Origin of the sequence: Streptomyces sp. NPDC007983 (assembly GCF_042958345.1) — a bacterium.
Classification (GTDB): domain Bacteria; phylum Actinomycetota; class Actinomycetes; order Streptomycetales; family Streptomycetaceae; genus Streptomyces.
The window spans coordinates 16,310-35,918 of sequence record NZ_JBIBJI010000036.1; the positions used below are offsets into that span (position 1 = coordinate 16,310).

3 protein-coding genes are annotated in these 19,609 nt (G+C 71.4%); all 3 read left to right on the plus strand.

Annotation, left to right across the window (positions count from 1 at the left end):
* Nucleotides 1-6 precede the first annotated feature (6 nt).
* The 3 genes from ACFZCY_RS43600 to ACFZCY_RS43610 are packed head-to-tail and all read left to right on the plus strand — an operon-like array spanning nucleotide 7 to nucleotide 19,543.
* Nucleotides 7-4,905, plus strand: coding sequence for an amino acid adenylation domain-containing protein (locus ACFZCY_RS43600; RefSeq protein WP_391187058.1), 4,899 nt, complete (start codon nucleotides 7-9; stop codon nucleotides 4,903-4,905).
* Nucleotides 4,902-18,290, plus strand: coding sequence for an amino acid adenylation domain-containing protein (locus tag ACFZCY_RS43605; RefSeq protein WP_391187060.1), 13,389 nt, complete (start codon nucleotides 4,902-4,904; stop codon nucleotides 18,288-18,290). The genes ACFZCY_RS43600 and ACFZCY_RS43605 overlap by 4 nt, the downstream gene beginning before the upstream one ends.
* Nucleotides 18,287-19,543, plus strand: coding sequence for an MFS transporter (locus ACFZCY_RS43610; RefSeq protein WP_391187062.1), 1,257 nt, complete (start codon nucleotides 18,287-18,289; stop codon nucleotides 19,541-19,543). The genes ACFZCY_RS43605 and ACFZCY_RS43610 overlap by 4 nt, the downstream gene beginning before the upstream one ends.
* Nucleotides 19,544-19,609 lie beyond the last annotated feature (66 nt).

Sequence of the window (19,609 nt, forward strand, 5' to 3'; positions counted from 1 at the left end):
GCAGCGTTGAGTTCCCTTCTCCACCACCGTGTTGCGCTGTGTGCGGCCCGGTCGCCGCACGCCGTCGCCGTGATCGACGGTCAGCGGCAGCTGACGTACACAGAACTGGAAGAACGTGCCGGCCGGTTGGCCGGCCACCTGCGCGCCAAGGGCATCGGCCCGGAGCGGCTCGTGGGCGTCCTTCTGCCCCGGGGACTCGACCTGGTGGTAGCGCTCCTCGGGATCTGGAAGGCGGGAGCCGCCTACGTCCCGTTGGACACCACCCACCCCGAGGAGCGGATCCGCCGGCTGCTGTCCGACACCGGAGCCTCCCTCGTGGTCACCCACGAGGCGGGCACCAGGACGCTGGAGGGCACCGGTGCCGGTCCGGTCCTGGTCGACGGACCTCTCGGCGGCGCGTACGTCGACGTCGAGGTGGACGGCGCCAACACCGCCTACGTCCTCTACACCTCGGGCTCCACCGGGGAGCCCAAGGGCGTGGTCGTCACGCACGCGAGCATCGCCAACCACATCGACTGGAAGATCCGGCTGCACGGTCTCGGCACCGGGGACCGGGTTCTGCAGCGCACCCCGGTCAGCTTCGACGCCGCGGTCTGGGAGTTCTTCGCGCCGCTCGCCTCCGGCGCGACGCTCGTCATGGCGCCCCCCGGCGCCGAGCGCGACCCGAAAGTCATCGTCAGGGCGACCACCGAGCACCGGGTGACCGTTCTGCAGCTCGTCCCCTCCGTGCTGCGCCTGCTCGTCGAGGAGCCGGGCTGGGAATCGTGCGACTCACTGCGGCTGTTGCTGTGCGGCGGCGAACCGCTGCACGCTGAGCTGCTCGACCGGGTTAAGGCGGAAGTGTGGAATGCCTACGGCCCCACCGAGTGCACCGTCGAGGCGTCCGCCGGGCGTCACGACCCGGCACGCGGCGCCGGGCAAGTGCCGATCGGCCGGCCCGTCGACAACGTGCGGCTCCTGGTCCTGGACCCGTCCGGGGACCCGACGCCGCTCGGGGTGCCGGGCGAGCTGTACATCGGCGGGCGGGGTGTCGCCCGCGGCTACCTGGGCCGCCCGGCACAGACGGCCGAGCGCTTCGTGCCCGACCCGTACGGCGAGCCGGGCTCTCGGCTGTACCGCACCGGTGACCGGGTGCGCTGGCGCGAGGACGGTGAACTGGAGTACTTGGGCCGCCTCGACCAGCAGGTGAAGGTCGACGGCGTGCGCATCGAACCGGGCGAGATCGAGGCCGCGCTGGCCGCGCACCCCGAGGTGTCCGGCGCCGTCGTCTCCACCGTCCGGGGCACCGACGGCACGGCGCGGCTCGCCGTCCACGTGCGCGGAACACCCGGCCCCGCCGAACTGCGCGCGTATCTGCGCGACCGCCTGCCTCCACCGTTCGTCCCGTCCGTCTTCGTGCCGGTCGACGTCTTCCCGCTGCTGGCCAACGGGAAGGTCGACCGGTCGGCGCTGCCGGTGCCCGTGTTCGAGATCGAGGCCGCCCACGTCGCCCCACGCACCGACGCGGAGCGCACCGTGGCGCGCGTATGGGCCGAACTGCTCGGGCTCGAACGCGTCGGCGCCGAGGACGACTTCTTTCAGCTCGGCGGCTACTCGCTGCTCCTCGTCCGGCTCGCCGAGCGGCTGCGCACCGAGTCCGGCAGCACCGCGGACATCACCGTCCAGGACCTGTACGGGGCATTCACCGTGCGGTCCCAGGCGAGGCTGTTGGAGGCGGCCGGGACAGGGCTGCCGCCGGTCGTGCCCGCCGAGCGCGGGGACGCGTTGCCGCTTTCGTTCGGTCAGGAGCGGCTGTGGTTCCTGGACCGGCTGACGCCGGGCAGCACCGAGTTCACCGTTCCGCTGTTCATACGGCTCGGCGAACGGGCCGATCTCGATGCCGTACGCGAGGCCTTGCGGGCGCTCGCCGCCCGCCACGAGATCCTGCGCACCCGCTACCCGATGATCGGCCACCATCCGCGACAGGTCGTGGGCGAGGCCGTCGTCGAGCTGCGCGAGGCCGCGACCACGGACCTGGCCGCCGAGGCCGCGGCGGAACTCGGCCGGGGCTTCGACCTCACGGACGGCCCGGTCTGGCGCGCGCTACTGGTCCGATCGGCGGGCGCTGGCGACACCGTGTTGCTGACGCTACATCACATCGCTTGTGACGGCTGGTCGGCCGTCACCCTGGAGCGGGACTTCCGGGCCCTGTACGCGGGCGAGGAACCCACCGTCCCGGTGCTGCAGTACGCGGACCACGCCGTCTGGCAGCGGACCCATCTCGGCGACGACCTGCTGGCCTCGAGTCTGGCCGCCTGGCGTACTGCGCTCGAAGGTGTCGAGCCGCTGCAGCTGCCCACCGACCGGCCGCGCCCGGCCCTGCGGGACGGCCGCGGCGCCGTGGTCACCTTCACCGTGCCCGGCGACGTCGCCCGGGCGGTGCTCGCCGCGGGGCAGGAGCGGGGCGCGACGCCCTTCATGACGCTGGCGACGGCGTTCGCCGCACTGCTCGCCCGCCACTCGGGGCAATGGGACGTCGCGATCGGCACACCCGTGGCCGGACGGGTGCGGCCGGAGACCGCGGAGGTCGTCGGGTTCTTCCTCAACTCCCTGGTCCTGCGGCCCGGTTGCGGACCCGAGGACTCCTTCGCCGATGCGGTGGCGCGGGTGCGTGAGGTAAGTCTGTTCGCGTTCGCCCACCAGGACGTGCCCTTCGAGCGGATCGTCCAGGAGCTGGAGCGTGAGCGCGACCTGTCACGCACCCCGCTGTACCAGGTCGCCATCGACCTGCACGACGAGCAACTCACGGGCGGCCTCGCCCAGGACGCCGACAGCGAGGTGATGCGGGAGGCGTGGCAGGTGGCCAAGACCGACCTGACCCTCTTCCTGAAACGGGCCGCGGACGGCTCCTACCGGGGCGGCTTCGAGTATGCGACCGCGCTGTTCGACGCGTCGACCGTGGAGCGTCTCGCCGATCATTTCGTCCGCATCCTGGCGCAGGCCGGAGCCGACCCCGAGCGGCGCTTGGCCGACCTCGAACTGCTCTCGGACGCCGAGCACGCACAGCTGGCGCAGTGGCACGTGAACGAGGCCGACTGGCCCGCCTCGCACACGCTGGAGCTGTTTGAGGAGCAGGCCGCGGCGACCCCGGACGCGATCGCCGTGCGCTGCGGACCGCAGCGGCTCACGTACCGCGAACTGGACGAGCGGGCCGCGTGTTTCGCCGGTCGGCTCGCCCGGCAGGGTGTAGGTCCCGGAGACACGGTGGGCGTGCTGCTCGGGCGGGGATCAGATGTCCTCGGGGCGTCCCTCGGCACCTGGAAGGCGGGGGCGGCCTACGTGCCCATCGACCCCGAGTTCCCCGCCGACCGGATCGCCTACATGCTGCAGGACTCGCTGGCCGCCGCGGTGATCTCGGAGGACGCGCTCGCCTCGGCACTGGACGGTCTGTGGCAGGGGCCGCTGGTGCTGGCCGGCGCGGTCGAGGACGAGGACGCCGAGGCGCCCGCCGTGGGATCCGACCCCGAGGCCACCGCCTATGTGATCTACACGTCCGGTTCCACCGGCCGTCCCAAGGGCGTGCAGGTGCCGCACCGGGGCCTCGCGGGTCATCTGCGCTGGGCCGTCCGCGACCTGGCTGTGCACGGATCGACGGGCGCGCCCGTCTTCTCCTCGACCGCCTTCGACCTCGTCGTACCGAACCTGTACGCACCGTTGCTGTGCGGACAGCCGGTGCACATGCTGCCGCGTGACCTGCCCGTCGCCGACCTGGGCCGGGCCCTCGCGGAGAGCGGCCCCTTTAGCTTCATCAAGCTCACGCCCGGCCACCTGGAGCTGCTCACCCATCAGCTGAGCACTGAGCAGGCCGCCTCCCTGGCCGGCGTCCTGGTCGTGGCGGGCGAAGAGCTGCCGGTCCGGCTGGCGGAGCACTGGCGCGGTGTGCTGGGCGACGGCCGGCTCATCAACGAGTACGGGCCCACCGAGGCGTCTGTCGGGTCCACCATCTACCCGGTCACCGGCGGGCAGCGGGGTGAGATCGTCCCGATCGGCGGCCCGCTGCCGGGCGTCACCACGTACGTGCTGGACGCGGAACTGCGCCGGCTGCCCATCGGGGTGATCGGTGAGCTGTACGTCGCCGGTGCCGGGCTCGCTCACGGCTATGTGGCCCAGCCGGCCCTGACCGCCGAGAAGTTCGTGCCGGATCCCTACGGCGAGCCGGGGTCCCGGCTCTACCGTACGGGCGACCTGGCACGCATCCTGCCCAGCGGCGCGATCGACTTCGTGGGGCGCGTCGACGGACAGATCAAGATCCGCGGCTACCGCATGGAGACCGGCGAGATCGCCGCCGTCCTGGCCACCCACCCGGGCGTGCGGGAAGCCGTCGTCGTCGCCGACGGGACGGCATCCGGCGACAAGCGCCTGGTGGCCTACTGCGTGTCGGCCGACGGTGAGCTGCCGGCCGGGTCCGCCCTGTCCGCGCACTGCGGCGAGCGGCTGCCGGAGTACATGGTGCCGCTGGTCTACATGGCCATCGCCGCGGTGCCGCTCAACCGCAACGGAAAGGTCGACCGGGGCGCGCTGCCCGCCCCCGACCTGGCTTCCGTCGTCACGGAGCAGGGCCACCGGGCCCCGCGCAACCCGGTGGAGACCCGGATCAACGAGATCTGGACGGCCCTGCTGGGCGTCGACGCCGGTATTCACGCCAACTTCTTCCAGGTGGGCGGCAATTCGCTCCTGGCGGTCCGGCTCATCTCCCGCATCCAGGACGAGTTCGACGTGGACCTTCCCGTCCGCGCGGTCTTCCAGGGTCCGACCGTCGCCGAACAGGGCGCGGCCGTCGAGGAACAGATCAGAGCCGAGATCGCCGCACTGTCCGACGCCGAACTGGCGGGGGACGCACAGCAGATGGAGAGGTACGAGTCATGACCACCGGCGAGATGAACCCCGTTGCCGGAACCGACGCCGCCGCCTTGCGGGAGCGGCTGCTCCAGCAGCGCCTGGCGGGCGGCGGCCGCTCCCGGCGCAACGGGATACCGCGCGCCGACCGCGACAAGCCGCTCTCCCTCTCGTACGGGCAGCGCAGGCTGTGGCTGCTCGACCGGCTCGACCCCGACACCACCGAGTACCTCGTGCCGCTCGCGCTCCGCCTGCGGGGTGTGCTGGACGAGGAGGCGTGGCGGGCCGCCTGGGCGGAGGTCCTGGAACGGCACGAGGTGCTGCGCACGCGGTACGGGACCGTCGGCGGTGAGCCCGTGCAGATCATCGACCCCTCCGGCCCGGGCGACTACGCGCTCGTCGACTTCACCGACGTGCCCGAGGTGGAACGCGAGGCCCGTGCCCACGAGTTCGCCGTCCAGGAGACCCTGCGGCCCTTCACCCTGGCCGAGCAGTGGCCGGTCCGGCTCAGGCTCGTGCGGCTCTCGGCCGACGATCACGTCCTGGTCGTGGCCTGCCACCACATCGCGCTCGACGGCTGGTCCATCGACGTGCTGCTGCGCGAGCTGCGCAGCCTCTATCAGGCGCGCGTCGAGCACCGCTCCTCCCCGCTGCCGCCGTTGGCCGTCCAGTACGCGGACTACGCGGCCTGGGAGCGCGGCACCCTCACCGAGCGCGACAGCTACCAGAAGGCGCTGGCGCACTGGAAGCGGAAACTCGCCGGGGCCGCCCCACTGGAGCTGCCCACCGACAGGCCGCGGCCGGCGCGCCGGGACTGGAACGGCGAGATGGTGCCGTTCCGGGTCGACGCCCGCCTCGCGGGGAAGCTCCGCGAGATAGGGCGCGAGCAGGACGCCACGCTCTACACGGTGCTGCTCGCCGCCTTCAACGTGCTCCTGCACCGTTACACCGGGGAGCGCGACATCAGCGTCGGCTCGCCTGTCGCGGGCCGTGGCCGGCCCGAGGTCGCGAACCTGGTCGGCTTCTTCGTGAACACACTGGTGCTGCGCAGCACATGGGAGGGCGACCCGGACTTCCGCGAGTTGCTCCGCTCGGTGAGCGAGACGGTGTCCGATGCCCTGGTCCACCAGGAGGTGCCGTTCGAGCACCTGGTCAGGGAGCTGGCGCCGGAGCGCGATCTGTCGCGCAGCCCGCTGTTCCAGGTCATGCTGGGGCTGCGCAGCAGCGGTTCCTTCGAGGCCACGCTGCCCGGGCTGACGATGAGCGAGTTCCCGATCGGTGTCAAGTCGTCCCGGTTCGAGCTGACGCTGCTGATGACGGAGCGCCCCGACGGCTCGCTCGACGGTGAGTTCCTCTTCCCCACCGCCTTGTTCGGCGCCCCGACCATCGAGCGGTTCGGCCGTCACTTCGGCCGTCTGCTGCGCTCGGTGGCCGACATCCCGGACGCGCCCCTGTCGGCCCTGGAGGTCCTCGACGCGGCCGAGGTCGCTGCCCTCACCCCGGCGGGCGGGGTCGTCAGGGGTGACGTCTTCGACCACGGCGTCGACCGCACCGTGCACGAGTTGTTCGAGGCGCAGGCCGCGCGGACCCCGGACGCCGTCGCTGTCGTCGCAGGCGGCGCCGAGCTGACGTACGCGCAGCTCGACGCTCGCGCCAATCGCATCGCCCACCGGCTGCGTGCCCTGGGCGCGGGTCCGGAGACCCTGGTCGGCGTCTGCATGGAGCGCGGCGAGCACCTGGTGCCCGCTCTCCTCGGTGTCCTCAAGTCCGGCGCCGGCTACCTGCCCCTCGACCCGGCGGCTCCCGCCGATCGGCTCGCCTTCATCCTCTCGGACGCCTCGGCGCGCATCGTTCTCATCGAGGGTGTCCACGAGGAAAAGATCGCCGTGGCCCACGAGGGCGCGGTCGTCGTCCTGGACCGGGAGGACCTGTCGGCCCTGCCCGAGACCCGCCCCGAGCCCCTGGCGACGCCCGACAACCTGATCTACTCCATCTACACGTCCGGCTCCACCGGCCGCCCCAAGGGCGTCATGCTCAGCCACGCCAACGTGGCCCGGTTGCTCGCCTCGGCCGAGCGGCACTACGGCTTCCGCGACACCGATGTGTGGCCGCTTTTCCACTCGTACGCCTTCGACGTGTCCGTGTGGGAGCTGTGGGGCGCGCTGCTGTACGGGGGCAAGCTCGTCGTCGTTCCCTTCGACACGGCCCGTTCCCCCGAGGACTTCCTCGACCTGCTCGTCGAACACCGGGTCACGGTCCTCAACCAGACACCGACCGCGTTCCGTTCGCTGGTGTCCGCCGCGGCCGAGAACGACCCGCGGCTGGACGATCTGGCGCTGCGTGCTGTCGTGTTCGCGGGCGAGAAACTGGAGGTTCGCGAACTCGAGCCCTGGGTCGGAAAGTTGGGGCTCGAGGCGCCGGCGCTGTTCAACATGTACGGCATCACCGAGACGACGGTTCACTCGACCTTCTACCGCCTCGCCGCGGGCGACCTCGACCCGCAGTCGGGCAACCCGATCGGTGAACCGCTCGCCGACCTGCGGATCTATCTGCTGGACGAGGACGGCAACCTGGCTCCCACCGGAGTGCCCGGTGAGATCCACGTCGCGGGCCCCGGTGTGGCGCGAGGCTACCTCGGCCGTCCGGACCTGACCGCCCAGCGCTTCGTGCCGGACCCGTTCGGCCCGGCCGGCTCGCGCATGTACCGTTCGGGCGACGTCGCGCGCCGCCTGGCCGACGGCAGCCTCGAGTTCGTCGGGCGCATCGACCATCAGGTCAAGATCCGTGGCTACCGCGTCGAGCTCGGTGAGATCGAGAGCCAGTTGGTGGCCTGCGAGGGCGTTCAGGACGGCGTCGTCGTGGTCCGCGAGGACAGCCCGGGTGACAAGCGTCTCGTCGCCTATGTCATCCCGGCCGACGGCCACGCCGCCGAACCGGCACTCCTGCGGGAGCTGCTGGGCCGTACCCTGCCGCCGTACATGGTCCCGGCGGCATTCGTCGCCCTGGAACGGCTGCCGCTGACCGTCAACGGCAAGCTCGACAAGCGGGCGCTGCCCGCCCCGGGCGGCGAGGCTCTCGCCGGCGGGGCCCGCTTCATCGCCCCCCGCACGCCCGACGAGGAGCGGGTCGCGGCGGTCTGGCGCGAGGTCATGGGCCTCGAGCGGCTCGGTGTCGAGGACGGCTTCTTCGACCTCGGCGGCGACTCGGTGCGCGCGGTGGCCCTGACGGGCGCTCTGCGCGCGGCCGGGTTCGACGTTGCGGTCCGGGACATCTTCGAATACCGGACCGTCGCCGAGCTGTGCGCCCATCTGTCGGGCCAGCCCGCCCTCGTCGGTCAGGAACCCCCCGTGGAGCCGTTCGCGCTGATCTCCGAGCGCGACCGGGCGCGACTGCCGCAGGGCGTCATCGACGCCTACCCGATGTCCGGGGTCCAGCTCGGCATGGTGGTCGAGATGCTCGCCGACAACGGTGAGCGCAACTACCACAACGTCACCACCATGAAGATCACCGACGACGCCGCGTTCTCGGCGGACGCCTTCCACCGGGCAGCGCAGATCGTCGCCGAGCGCCACGAGAACCTGCGCACGTCCTTCGAACTGTCCGCGTACTCCCAGCCGATCCAGCTGGTGCATGCCCATGCCCAGGTCCCCTGCGCCGTGTACGACCTGCGGCAGCTGCCCGAGCAGGAGCAGGACCCGGCGATCCGACAGTGGATGGCCGAGGAGCGCGAGCGGATGTTCGACCTCGCCAAGCCGTCGCTGCTGCGTCTGACCGCACACCTGACCGACGACCACACCTGGTGGTTATCGATCACCGAGTGCCACCCGGTCCTGGAGGGCTGGAGCTACCACCAGCTGCTGATGGAGGTGCTCCGCCTCTTCCGCACGATCCGCACGGGCGAGGAGCCCGAGCCGGTGGAACAACCCGCCGTACGGTACGCCGACTTCATCGCCGCGGAGCAGAAGGCGCTGGCCTCCCAGGAGGACAAGGAGTACTGGCGGAGCATCGTCTCCGGGCATCCGCCGCTGCGGCTCCCGACGGGCTGGCACGGCGACCTCGACGCGCCGCGCGAGACCTATCGCACCGGTGTGCCGTTCCACGACGTCCTCGACGAGGTCAAGGCGTTCGCGGCACAGGCCAGGGTCTCCCTCAAGAGTGTGCTGCACTCGGTGCACCTCAAGGTGATGAGCATGATCACCGAGGAGGAGAGCTTCTTCTCGGGCCTCGTCGCCGACACCCGCCCCGAGTCCGAAGGCGCCGACCGCGTCCACGGCATGTACCTCAACACCGTACCGTTCCCCTACGACCGGTCGGCTAGGACCTGGACCGAACTGGTGCAGCAGGTGTTCGCGCAGGAGATCGAGATCTGGCCGCACCGCCGGTACCCGATCCCCGCCATCCAGCGGGCCGCGGGCGGTGAGCGCCTCATCGACGTCTACTTCAACTTCATCGACTTCCATGTCGTCGACACCGAACTGGTCGACTACATCAAGACGATCGACATCAGCCCCAACGAGTTCTCGCTGCGCGTCACCACCCAGGCGAAGCACTTCTCGGTCACCGTCAACACCCATGTGATCAGCAAGGAGAACGCGGACCGGCTCGCTCGCCTGTACCGCACCGTTCTGGAGCTGATGCTCGCCGACCCCGACGGCGACGCCTCCCAGGTGCCCCTGCTCGATACCGATCGGGTGCTGCTGGACGGGCTCAACGACACCGTGACGGCCGAGCAGATTGACTGCTGTGCCCATGAGTTGGTGTGCATCCAGGCGCGGCTGCGCCCCGAGGCAACAGCCGTCTCCGGCGAGGGGGCCTCACTGACGTACAGGGAGCTGGACGAGAACTCGGACCGGGTCGCCGAACACCTGCGTTCGCTCGGCGCGGGCCCCAAGTCCGTCGTCGGCGTGCTGCTCAACCGCACCCCGGACCTCCTCCCAGTACTCCTCGGTGTCTGGAAGGCGGGCGCCGCCTACCTGCCGCTCGACCCGGCACTTCCGGACGAGCGGATCCGCTACATGCTCGCCGACGCGGGGGCGCTCACCGTCGTCACCGAGCCCGCGCATGCGGGCCGGGTGGGCGACCGCGTGCTGCTCGCGGACGTGCTCACCGGGGAAGGACTCACGCCCGAGCCGGGCGACATCGGACGACCGGCGTACGTCATCTACACCTCGGGATCGACGGGCCGCCCCAAGGGCGTGGCCGTCACCCACGCGGCGCTGACCAACCTGCTGGCAGCGATGGACGCGCTCGTCGGCGCGGAGACGTGGCTGGCGTCGACGTCGCTGTCCTTCGACATTTCGGGCCTGGAGCTGTTCCTGCCGCTGACCACTGGCGCGCGGGTGGTGCTCGCCTCGGACGGGCAGGCCAAGGACGGCGAGGCGCTGCTGGCACTGATCCGCGACGAGCAGGTCAGCCATGTGCAGGCCACCCCGTCGGGGTGGAAGATGCTCCTCGCGGCCGGGTTCGACGAGCCCGCGGTGACCGCGCTGGCCGGCGGCGAAGCACTGCCGGCGCCGCTCGCCCGGGAACTGCGTTCCTCGGTGCGGCGGCTGGTCAACGTGTACGGACCGACCGAGACGACGATCTGGTCGCTGGCCTGGGAGGTCCCGCAGGACGTCACCGAGGTCGTGATCGGCCGCCCCATCGCCAACACCAGCGTGCAGGTGCTCGACGCCCGGGGCTGGCGCGTACCGGTCGGGGTCGTCGGAGAACTGGCCATCGGCGGCGCCGGTGTGGCCCGCGGCTACCTGGGACGCCCCGGCCTGACCGCCGAGCGCTTCGTCCCGTGCGCGGACACAGGTGAGCGGGTCTACCGCACCGGCGACCTCGTGCGGGTCCGCCCGGACGGCGACCTGGAGTTCCTGGGCCGCACCGACCACCAAGTCAAGGTGCGCGGCCACCGTATCGAACTCGGTGAGATCGAGGCGCAGTTGGCCGCCCAGGAGCAGGTACGGGACGCCGCCGTGATCGTGTACGGTGACGGTGACGGCGACCGGACCCTCGTCGCCTACGTCGTCGGCACGGCCGAAGGTCTCGCGCAGCGCCTCGCCCTGTCCCTGCCCGCGTATATGGTCCCCGCAGTATTCGTGGAGCTGGAGGCGCTGCCGCTGAACACCGCGGGCAAGGTGAACCGGCCAGCTCTGCCCGCGCCGACCGCTCGCCCCGCCGAGGCCGGCTATGTCGCACCGCGTTCGGCCGAGGAGCAGCGGATCGCCGCGATCTGGGCGCAGAGCCTTGACGTGGAGCGGGTCGGCGTCGAGGACGGATTCTTCGTCCTCGGCGGCGACTCGATCAAGGCGATCGGCCTGGTCGGCTCACTGCGCGCGGCCGGATTCCCCGTGACCGTGCGCGACGTGTTCGCGCACGGCACGGTCGCCGGGCTGAGCGCCCATCTCACGGGCCGTCACGCGCAGCCCGAGCAGATCGCGCCCGCCGTGCCGTTCTCGCTGCTGACGGAGGAGGACAGGGCGCTGCTCCCGGTAGGCGTCGCCGACGCCTACCCGCTCTCCCAGATCCAGCTCGGCATGGTCATCGAGATGCTCACGGGCCATGACGATCGGCTCTACCAGAACGTGGAGGCCGTCCGGATCCGCGACGGCGTGCCGTTCTCGGCGGACGCGCTGCGCGCGGCCGCACGCAGCATGGCCGAGCGCCACGAGATCGTGCGCACCTCGCTGGACCTGACGACCTGCTCCGTGCCGGTCCAACTGGTCCACCACAGCGCCGAGATCCCCCTCGTGGTCCACGACCTGCGGGACCGGGCGGAGGCCGACGTGCGGGCGGCGGTCGCGGAATCCGTGGCACGTGAGCGTGAGACGCCGATTGACATCGGCGCCGCCCCGCTGCTGCGGCTGACCGTTCACGTCGCGGACGACGAGAGCTGGTGGCTGACGGTCGCCGAGTGCCACGCCATCCTGGACGGCTGGAGCCACCACGGGCTGTTCACCGAGCTGCTCGGCACGTACGCCGGACTGCGCGACGGCCAGGAGCCCCTGCCGTACGAGCGTCCCGGCGTACGCTACGCCGACTTCGTCGCCGCCGAGCAGAAGTCGCTCGCGGGCGACGAGGACCGGCTGTACTGGAAGAACGTCACGGCGGGGCGGCCGAAGCTCACCCTGCCCCCGGGCTGGGGCGATCCCACGGAGCGGGCCACGCCCTTCCGCGTCGAGGTGCCCTACCGTGACCTCGAGGATGGCCTGCGGACGCTGGCCGCCCACTCGCGTACGTCCTTCAAGAGCGTGCTGCACGCCGCGCACCTGAAGGTGATGAGCCAACTCAGCGAGGAGGAGTGCTTCTTCACCGGTTTGGCGTGTGACGCGCGGCCGGAGGCGCTGGGAGCCGACCGCGTCTACGGCATGTACCTCAACACGGTGCCGTTCGCGTTCGACCGCACCTCCCGCACCTGGAGTGACCTCGCGCGGCAGGTCTTCGCCCGTGAGATCGACCTGTGGCCGCACCGCTGCCACCCGCTGCCCGCCATCCAGCGGTCCCTCGGCGCCGATCACCTGGTGGACGTCCACTTCACGTATCTGAACTTCGAGGCGTTCGAGACGGACCTGGTGGACACCGCCGAGGCCATCGCGGAGGGCGGAACGGAGTTCGAGCTCGCGGTCACCACGGCCGGCGGCAGCTTCACGCTCGCGACCACCACGCGCGCGCTGAGCCGCGTGAACGCCGAGCGGATCGCACGGATGTACCGCGCGGTTCTGGAGGCCATGGCCGCCGACCCGGAGGGCGACGCCACCGCCGCACACCTGCCGGCCGCCGAGCACGAGATGCTGTCGGCGCACGCACACGGGGACGTGGTGGCCCACCCGGCGACCGCCGTCGTCGAGGCGATCGAGGAACAGGTCCGCACGACTCCGGACGCGGTCGCGGTCATCGCGCCCGACAGCGGGACGCGCCTCACCTACCGGGAGCTGGACGAGCGGGCCAACCGGCTCGCGCACCACCTGAGGGATCTGGGCGTGGGCCCGGACGTCGCCGTCGGCGTGCTGCTGGAGCGCGGTCCCGCGCTGCTGGTGGCGTTCCTCGCGGTGTGGAAGGCCGGTGCCGCGTACGTACCGCTGGACCCGGCGCTGCCCGCGGAGCGGATCGGCTACATGCTGGCCGACTCCCGCGCCCTGGCCGTGATCGCGGAGAGCGAGGCGCCCGGGCACGAGGGGCACACCGTACTGCTCGACCGGGACGCGGCGACGATCGCGGCCCGCCCGGCCACCGCACCGGAGCGAGTCCTGGACCCGGACCTGATCGCGTACGTCATCTACACCTCCGGCTCCACGGGCCGTCCCAAGGGCGTCCAGGTCAGCCAGGCCGGCCTGGCCAACTACCTGTGGTGGGCGGTCGAGCAGTACGCCGGGCAGGGCACCGGTGGCGCTCCGCTGCTGTCCTCTGCGGCCTTCGACATGGTCGTGCCCGTCCTGTGGGTGCCGCTGATGACGGGGCAGCCCGTCACGGTCTTCCCGGCGGACTTCCCCGTCGAGGACCTGGGCCTGCTGCTCCTGGAGAACGGCCCGTTCAGCTTCGTGAAGGCGGCGCCCGCGCTCCTGGACGTCCTCTCCCAGCAGCTCGGCCCGCGCCAGGCCGCCGAGATCGCCGGGGTGACGATCGTCGGTGGCGAGGCCTTCTCCACCGGCCTCGCGACACGCTGGCGGCGGCTGAGCCGCGGCGGCCGCCCGGTGACGCTCGTCAACGAGTACGGGCCCACCGAGGCGACCGTCGGCAACGCGGTGCACGTCGTCGACGGCGGCGAGAGCGGTGAGCAACTGCCCATCGGCCGGCCGATCCCGAACACCACGCTCCATGTCCTGGACCCGTTCATGCAGCCGGTGCCGGCCGGGGTCACCGGCGAGCTGTACATCGGCGGCGACGGGCTGGCCCGCGGCTACCTGGGCCGACCGGACCTCACCGCCGACCGGTTCGTACCTGACCCGTACGGCCCCGAGGGCTTCCGGCTCTACCGCACCGGCGACCTCGCCCGGGTGCTGCCCGACGGCGGCGTCGACTTCCTGGGCCGCACCGACGACCAGGTCAAGGTGCGCGGCTACCGCATCGAGCCCGGTGAGATCGAGTCGGCGCTGACCGCGCATCCGCGCGTCGAGCAGGCCGTCGTCGTCGCCCGCTCTGCGGACAACGGCAAGGAGCTGATCGGCTACGTCGTGACCGGTGGCGGACAGCCGCCTGCCCCGGCCGAGCTGCGCGAGTACCTCGCCGAGCGGCTGCCCTCTTACATGCTGCCGACGGCGACCGTCACGCTGGATCGCATCCCGCTGACCGCCAACGGCAAGGTCGACCGGAACCAGCTGCCCGATCCCTCGTGGGGCGCGCCGGATCAGGAGTACGTCACGGCGCGCTCGGCGACCGAGGAGCGCATCGCGGCCGTGTGGCAGACGGTGCTCGGTCTGGAGCGGGTCGGCGTCGAGGACGGCTTCTTCGACCTCGGCGGTGACTCGATCAAGGCCGTCTCGCTGGTAGGCGCGTTGCGCCGGGACGGCTTCGACGTCGCCGTGCGCGACGTGTTCGCGAACCGCACGGTGGCCGGGCTCGCGGCGTTCCTGGAGGAACGGACCGGCATACCTCAGCCCGAGAGGTTCACCGAGCCGTTCGCGCTCCTCACGCGCGAGGACCGTTCCCTGCTGCCGGCCGGGCTCGCTGACGCCTATCCGCTCTCCCAGATCCAGCTCGGCATGCTCATCGAGATGCTCTCGGGCGACGGCGAGGAGCGCAACTACCACAACGTCAGCTCCTTCCGGATCAGGGGCGGCAGGCCGTTCACCGCCGACGCGCTGCGGGAGGCGGCACGGATCGTCACCGCCCGGCACGACGTGCTGCGCACGTCGATCGAGCTCGACGCGTACTCGGTGCCGCTCCAGCTCGTCCACGACAACGCGGACCCGGCCGTTGCCGTGCACGATCTGCGCGGCCTCTCCGAGTCCGAACGGAGCACGGCACTGAGGGAGTTCGTGGCGAACGAGCGCCGGTCGCTGTTCGATCTGGCCGAGGCGCCGCTGCTGCGGCTGGCCGTCCACATCGGCGGCGACGACAACTGGTGGCTGACCGTCACGCACTGCCACGCCATCCTGGAGGGCTGGAGCCACCACTCCTTGCTCACCGAGCTGATCGGGGTGTACGAGAGGCTCCGCGACGGTCGCGAGGTCCTGCCGTACGAGCGTCCTGCCGTGCGCTACGCCGACTTCGTGGCCGCGGAGATTGCCTCGCTGGGCCGCGACGAGGACCGGGAGTTCTGGCAGCGGACTGCCGGGGGCCTGGCCAAGCTCACCCTGCCCGCGGGCTGGGGCGACGAGCGCGGCAACAGCCCCCTCCAGGTGAAGGTCCCCTTCCGGGACCTGGAGGACCCGCTGCGCGCGCTGGCCTCCTCCTCGCGCACCTCGTTCAAGAGCGTGCTGCACGCGGCGCACCTCAAGGCGATGAGCCAGCTCACGGACGAGGACACCTTCTTCGCCGGCCTGGTGTGCGACGCACGCCCCGAGTCCGAGGGTGCCGCGGGGGTGTACGGCATGTTTCTGAACTCGGTGCCGTTCGTCTTCGACCGGTCGGCCCGTACCTGGGCAGAGCTGGTCCAGCAGGTCTTCGCCCGTGAGATCGACCTGTGGCCGCACCGCCGTCTCCCGCTGCCCGCCATCCAGCGGGCCCTGGGCGGCTCCCAGCTGATCGACGTCCTGTTCAACTACCTGGACTTCCACGAACTCGAGTCCGACCTCGTCGACATGGCGGAGATCATCGGCGAGTCCACCAACGAGGCCGCACTCACCGTCACCACCGCGGCCGGGCACATCACCCTGTCGACCGGCACGAGCGCGCTCAGCCGTGAGAACGCCGAGCGGATCGCGCAGATGTACCGCGCGGTCCTCGAGGCCATGGCCGCGGACCCCGAGGGCGACGCGCGCGCCACGTACCTGCCCGACGGCGAGCTGGGCGCGCAGCTGGTGGAGTGGAACAGCCGTACCGCCCAGCGCCCGGCGGGCGCCGTGCACGAGGTGATCGAGGAGCAGGCCCGCCGTACGCCGGACGCCCTCGCGGTGGTCGCCGACGGCGGCGGGGTCCGGCTCTCCTTCCGGGACCTGGACGAGTGGGCCAACCGCATCGCGCACCATCTGCGGGAGTTGGGCGTCGGGTCCGAGTCCACGGTCGGCCTGCTACTCGACCGCGGCCCGGAGCTGATCGCCGGTTTCCTGGGCATCTGGAAGGCCGGCGGCGCCTACGTACCGCTGGATCCGGCGCTGCCGACGGACCGGATCGGCTACATGCTGGCGGACTCGCACGCCGATGTCGTGATCACAGAGCGCAAGCACGCGGTGATCACCGAGGAGTTCACCGGCCGCACGCTGGTCGGCGCTGGGGCCGGACACCCCTCCACGCCGGTGCCGGCCGAGGGCCCGGCGGACCCCGAGTCGCTCGCGTACATCATCTACACGTCGGGGTCGACCGGCCGTCCGAAGGGGGTGCAGATCCCGCACCGGGGCCTGGCCACCTATCTGTGGTGGGCCGTCGAGGGCTACGGCTCCCACGGCAGTGGCGGCGCGCCCCTGTTCTCGTCGATCGCCTTCGACATGGTCGTGCCGAACATCTACGCACCGCTGATGAAGGGCGAGCCGGTCACCGTGCTGCCCGAGGGCTTCCCCATGGAGGACCTGGGACGGCTGCTGACGCAGGCGGGCCCGTTCTCCTTCATCAAGATGACGCCCGGTCATCTCGACCTGATTACCCACCAGCTGAGCGCCGAGCAGGCACGGTCGATCGCCGCGCTCCTCGCGGTCGGCGCCGACTCCTTCCCAGGTCGGATCGCCGACCGCTGGTACGACCTGGTCGGCGAGGGCCGAGGCCCGCTGCTGCTCAACGAGTACGGGCCGACGGAGATATCGGTCGCCAACAGCACGTACGACATCGACGGGCCGCGGGCGGGCGAGGTGGTTCCGGTCGGGCTGCCGGTCCCCAACACCACGATGTACGTCCTCGACCAGTTCATGCGGCCGCTGCCCGTCGGGGTCAACGGCGAGGTCTACATCGGCGGCGACGGGCTCGCCCGCGGCTATGCCGGACTTCCGGCCCGTACGGCGGCGTCCTTCGTGCCCGACCCGTTCGGCCAACCGGGTTCCCGGCTCTACCGGACCGGAGACGTCGCCCGGGTGCTGCCCGACGGCAACGTCGACTTCCTGGGGCGGGCCGACGACCAGGTCAAGATCCGCGGGTACCGCATCGAACCGGGCGAGATCCAGTCCGTGCTCGCCGCCCACGAGGGCATTCGCGACGTGATCGTCGGCGTCCACCGGGACAGCCTCGTCGCCTACTGCGTGCCCACGGACGCGGAGCTGCCGGCCACGGCCGAACTGGCCGCGCACTGCGCGCGGCGGCTTCCCGCCTACATGGTCCCGTCGGTGTTCGTCGTACTGGAGAAGCTGCCCCTCAACCAGAACGGCAAGGTGGACCGCAAGGCTCTCGTGGTACCCGAGGCGATGCGTCCCGCCGACCACAGCGTCGCCGCCCGCACGGACACCGAGCGGGCCCTGGCCGAGATCTGGGCCCACGCCCTGGGCCTTCCCGAGGTCGGCGTGGAGCACGACTTCCTCGAACTGGGCGGCCACTCCCTGCTGATGCTGCGCATCGTCGCCATGGCGAAGAAGCGGGGTTTCCACCTGACGCTCCGGGACATCCTGGAGTGCCCCACCGTGGCCGCGCTCGCCGCCCGCATCGACGCCACTCCGGCGGCGCCCGCCAAGCGCTCACTGGTGTGGCTGACGGACGCCACCACGGGCGACGCCCTGGTGGTGCCCCACACCGAGGGCGGCACCACCCACTGGTTCGTTCCTCTGGCGCGAGAGCTCGCGGGAGAACACCCTCTGATCTTGTTCGAATGCACGGAGACGGGCTCTGTCCCGGAGTTGGCGGCACGTTATGTAACGGAGCTGCTCGCCGTACGATCGAAAGGTCCGCACACCCTGCTGGGCTGGTCCTCCGGGGCCACTCTCGCCTGGGAGATGGCCCGGCAGCTCTGTGCGCGCGGCGCGGCCGTGCCACGGCTGCTGCTGATCGACCCTCTCGCCGATCTGGAGCCGACTCATGGCGCGTCCCGGGTGCGCACCGACCGGGCCGACGACGAGTCCCTCGCGGAGCTGGCGGGACACCTGGAGACCTGGCGGGCGCTGACGCGGGTCACCGGTGAGTACCGCTACACACCCACCGTCTCGCCGGTCCACCTGGTGGTCACCGCCGAGTGCGCGGCCGGAACCCACTCGGTCTCCCTCGGCCATCCCTACGAGAAGTACCTGTCGCGCTGGACCGAACTGGCCGGTGACGGGCTGGAGGTGACCCTGGTCCCGGGCGATCACGAGGAGATCCTCGCCGTGCCCGGCGTGGCTCGGATCGCCCAGCTGGCCCGGGACGTGATGAAGGGATGAGTGCTCCCGCCGCCACGCAGGAGCCGGCGCGCCGACCGCAGCCGCCAGCGCTGCGTGGCAACCGCGACTTCAAACTGCTGTGGGCCGGGGCCGGTTTCTCCTTCATCGGTTCCCGGATCAGCATCATCGCCTACCCGATGCTCGTCCTCGCGTACTCGGGATCGGCGTCCGATGCGGGCCTGGTCGGCTTCTGTGCCAACCTGCCGTACGTCCTCCAGCTCGTCGCCGGAGGCCTGGTGGATCGCCTGGACCGCCGTCGGCTGATGATCGCGTGCGACATCGGCCGGCTGGCGGCGACCGGCTCGCTGGTGGCCGCGCTCGCCTTCGGTCACTTCTGGCTGGCGCAGGTGGCGGCGGTGGCGTTCACCGAGTCCAGCCTGACGATCCTGTACCGGATCTCGGAGCGGGCGGCCGTGCGCCATGTCGTACGGGCCACGGACCTGCCCGCGGCGCTGTCCGGGAACGAGGCCCGCGAGCGGGCGGCTGGCCTGCTCGGTCAGCCGGTCGGCAGCCTGCTGTTCGCGCTGCTGCGCTGGGCGCCGCTCGTGTGCACGCTGGCCGCCAACGCCGTTTCACTGGTCATGCTGCTGCTGATCAGGGCGAGGATGCAGGGCGACCGGGCGGCCACGAGGTCCGGGGGGTTCGTCAAGGAGCTGTGGGCGGGCATCGCCTGGGCCTGGCGGCAGCCGTTCGTGCGGGTCCTCGCCGGGCTTATCGCCGGCACCAACATGCTGTTCGCCGGGCTGAGCCTGGCCCTGCAGTACATCGTTCGGCACGGTGGCGGCTCGGACGGCGAGGTCGGCTTCACCATCGGCCTGATCTTCACCCTGTCGGGCGTCGGTGGCACGCTGGGCGCACTCACCGCTAAGTGGTGGATGAAACGGGCGTCGTTGTCCGCAGTCGTCATCGGCTGCAATGTGGCCTGGGCCGTGTTGATGCCTCAAGTCGCCTACGCGCGCGGTCCAGTGACGCTCGGTGCGCTCTTCGCGGGCATGGGTTACGCGGGGGCGCTGTGGAACGTGGCGGCGGCCGTGTACCAGATGAAGGTGACACCTGAGGAGATGCAGGGCCGCGTGCTGAGTGTCGCCACGCTCGTCGCCTACGGCACGGTGCCGTTCGGCTCGCTCGCCGGAGGCTTCCTGCTCGATCACTTCGGCCCGCGCACGACCGTGCTGGGCCTTGGCGGGGCGATGTGTCTGCTGGCCCTGACGGCGGCGGCGAGTCCCTCCGTGCGCCGGTTGCAGACGGCCTGAGCAGCGCTTTCCGTCCGGCCGCCCAAGACCCCGTACGGCCCAAAGGCCGTAGGGGGTCTTGCTGTT

What these genes read in the sequence shown, in the direction of transcription:
- ACFZCY_RS43605 (WP_391187060.1), top strand. Translation starts at nt 4,902, where the DNA reads ATGACCACCGGCGAGATGAACCCCGTTGCCGGAACCGACGCCGCCGCC.
- ACFZCY_RS43610 (WP_391187062.1), top strand. Translation starts at nt 18,287, where the DNA reads ATGAGTGCTCCCGCCGCCACGCAGGAGCCGGCGCGCCGACCGCAGCCG.